At 71.9% G+C, this 2984-nt stretch carries 3 protein-coding genes and 1 pseudogene; 3 read left to right on the top strand and 1 reads right to left on the bottom strand.

Annotated elements, in window-relative coordinates:
* Window positions 1-166, bottom strand: a pseudogene (locus ACVNF4_RS34395) (8-amino-7-oxononanoate synthase); the annotation flags it as partial.
* A gap of 152 nt (window positions 167-318) precedes the next feature.
* Here ACVNF4_RS34395 and bioB point away from each other — a divergent pair.
* The 3 genes from bioB to ACVNF4_RS34380 all read left to right on the top strand — a co-directional run.
* A complete protein-coding gene (bioB, locus tag ACVNF4_RS34390) occupies window positions 319-1500 on the top strand; it encodes a biotin synthase BioB (protein ID WP_461806792.1) in 1182 nt (393 codons plus the stop codon).
* On the top strand, window positions 1493-2767 hold the full coding sequence (locus tag ACVNF4_RS34385) for an adenosylmethionine--8-amino-7-oxononanoate transaminase (protein WP_461806791.1): 1275 nt from the start codon (window positions 1493-1495) through the stop codon (window positions 2765-2767). Before bioB ends, ACVNF4_RS34385 begins: the two co-directional genes overlap by 8 nt.
* 2 nt (window positions 2768-2769) lie before the next feature.
* Window positions 2770-2984, top strand: a 215-nt coding sequence (locus ACVNF4_RS34380; protein ID WP_461806790.1) for an AAA family ATPase, incomplete at its 3' end; no start/stop codon positions are given.

The following is a 2984-nucleotide window of genomic DNA, read 5'->3' as shown; positions in this document are numbered from 1 at the left end:
CGGCCCCGGCGGCCCCCTCGGTGACCTCGGGGTGGCGGGCGAGGCCGAGGTAGTCGTTGCTCGCGAGGTCGAGCAGCGCGCTCCGCGCCGGGCGCGGACGCAGGGTCCGTACGAGTCCGGCGCTGCGGCGCCGGGCCGCGTGCTCGTCGATCCAGCCGAACGCCATGGGTCCTCCGAAGCGGTGCTTTGTAGGTAGCGGACAGACACTAGCGGCCCGACAAGCCGCCCACTGTGTGGCAATACCCACACGTCAAGAGGGGTCTGTTGTGCGGTTCCCACCTTGGCCCGGGGCCTCCCGGTAGGACAGGATCGGCTCTCATGGACCTGCTCACGACGCTGGTGGACAAGGGGCTTCGGCGCGAGACGCCGACCCGCGAGGAAGCGCTCGCCGTGCTGCGCACCTCGGACGACGACGTGCTCGACGTGGTGGCTGCGGCCGGGAAGGTGCGCCGGCACTGGTTCGGGCGCCGGGTGAAGCTGAACTACCTGATCAACCTCAAGTCGGGCCTGTGCCCGGAGGACTGCTCGTACTGCTCCCAGCGGCTCGGTTCGACGACCGGGATCCTCAAGTACACCTGGATCAAGCCGGACGAGGCGTCCCGCACGGCCGCCGCCGGGGTCGCCGGGGGCGCCAAGCGCGTCTGTCTGGTGGCGTCCGGGCGCGGCCCGACGGACCGGGACGTGGACCGGGTCTCCGAGACCATCAAGGCGATCAAGGACCAGAACGAGGGCGTCGAGGTCTGCGCCTGCCTCGGCCTGCTGACCGACGGCCAGGCGGAACGGCTGCGGGACGCGGGCGCCGACGCCTACAACCACAACCTGAACACGTCCGAGTCGACGTACGGCGAGATCACGACGACCCACACGTACGCCGACCGGGTCGACACCGTCCAGAAGGCGCACGCGGCCGGGCTGTCCGCCTGTTCGGGGCTGATCGCGGGCATGGGCGAGAGCGACGAGGACCTCGTCGACGTCGTCTTCTCGCTGCGCGCGCTGGACCCGGACTCGGTACCGGTCAACTTCCTCATCCCGGTCGAGGGCACGCCCCTCGCGAAGGAGTGGCACCTCAGCCCGCAGCACTGCCTGCGCATCCTCGCGATGGTCCGGTTCGTGTGCCCGGACATCGAGGTCCGGATCGCCGGTGGCCGCGAGGTCCACCTCCGCTCGATGCAGCCTCTCGCCCTGCACCTCGCCAACTCCATCTTCCTCGGCGACTACCTCACCACCGAGGGGCAGGCCGGTCAGGCCGACCTCGACATGATCGCCGACGCGGGCTTCGAGGTGGAGGGCACCGATCAGGTGACACTGCCGGAGCACCGGGCGCACGCGGCTGCCGGCGGGTGCGGGTCGCACGAGGGGGACGGCTGCGGGAGCGTGTGCGGGACGGTGAACTCGGCGCCGTCGGAGGTGTCTTCAGGGAGTTCCGGGAGTGACGCGCGTCCCGACCTCGTTGCCGTCCGCCGTCGCGGTGTGGGAACGGATCTCGCGCCGAATGCCTGACGTGCACGAGCTGTTGGAGCTGGACCGGCGGCACGTCTGGCATCCGTACGGCCCGATGCCAGGCACGGTCGAACCGCTCGTCGTGGAGTCGGCGAGCGGGGTGCGGCTGCGACTGGCCGACGGGCGGGGTGAGTTGGTGGACGGCATGTCGTCGTGGTGGTCGGCGATCCACGGCTACCGCCACCCCGCGCTGGACGAGGCCGCGCGCGAACAGCTCGGCCGGATGAGCCACGTCATGTTCGGCGGGCTCACCCACGAACCCGCCGTCCGGCTCGCGAAGACGCTCGTCGACATCACCCCCGAGGGCCTGGAGCACGTGTTCCTCGCGGACTCGGGGTCGGTGTCGGTCGAGGTCGCCGTCAAGATGTGCCTCCAGTACTGGCGTTCGCTCGGCCAACCGCGCAAGCAGCGCCTGCTGACCTGGCGCGGCGGCTACCACGGCGACACCTGGCACCCCATGTCGGTGTGCGACCCCGAGGGCGGGATGCACGAGCTGTGGTCGGGGGTCCTGCCCCGTCAACTCTTCGTCGGCGCACCGCCGTCGGAGTTCGACGAGGCGTACGCCGACGAACTGCGCGCCGCGATCGGACGCCACGCGGACGAACTGGCCGCCGTGATCGTCGAGCCGGTCGTGCAGGGCGCGGGCGGCATGCGGTTCCACTCCCCCGCCTACCTGCGGGTGCTGCGCGAGGCGTGCGACGAGCACGGCGTGCTGCTGGTGTTCGACGAGATCGCGACCGGGTTCGGGCGGACGGGCGCCCTGTTCGCGGCGGACCACGCGGCGGTCACGCCGGACGTGATGTGCGTCGGCAAGGCGCTGACCGGCGGCTATATGACCCTCGCGGCGACGCTGTGCACCCCGAGGGTCGCCGAGGGGATCTCGCGCGGCGAGGTCCCGGTGCTGGCCCACGGTCCGACGTTCATGGGCAATCCGCTGGCCGCCGCCGTCGCCCGTGCCTCGATCGAGGTGCTGCTCGGGCAGGACTGGGCGGCCGAGGTGAAGCGGATCGAGACGGGGTTGACGGAGGGACTCTCAACGGCTCGGGAGATCCCGGGCGTTGCGGACGTGCGGGTCCTCGGGGCCATCGGGGTCGTCCAGTTGGACCACCCGGTCGACATGGCGGCGGCCACGGCGGCGGCCGTGCGCGAGGGCGTGTGGCTGCGGCCGTTCCGCGATCTCGTGTACACGATGCCGCCGTACGTCACCGGCGACGACGACGTCGCCCGGATCACGCGCGCGGTGTGCGCCGCCGCGCGGGAGGGATGAACATGACGGTCCTGGTGATCACGGGGACGGGTACGGAGGTCGGCAAGACGGCCGTGACGGCGGCGGTGGCCGCGTCGGCGGTCGCGGCAGGCCGTACGGTCGCCGTCCTGAAGGCCGCCCAGACCGGTGTGGGGCCGGACGAGCGGGGTGACGCGGACGAGGTCGCATGGCTCGCCGGGCCCGTCACGACGGCGGAGTGCGCGCGCTACCCCGAGCC

It is taken from the genome of Streptomyces sp. S6, assembly GCF_054880855.1.
Note: the sequence above shows the minus strand (reverse complement) of the source record. Positions and strands in the feature narration are given on the sequence as shown.

Excerpts from the sequence above, each read along its gene's own strand:
- bioB (WP_461806792.1), top strand. The coding sequence starts at position 319 with ATGGACCTGCTCACGACGCTGGTGGACAAGGGGCTTCGGCGCGAGACG.
- ACVNF4_RS34385 (WP_461806791.1), top strand. The coding sequence starts at position 1,493 with ATGCCTGACGTGCACGAGCTGTTGGAGCTGGACCGGCGGCACGTCTGG.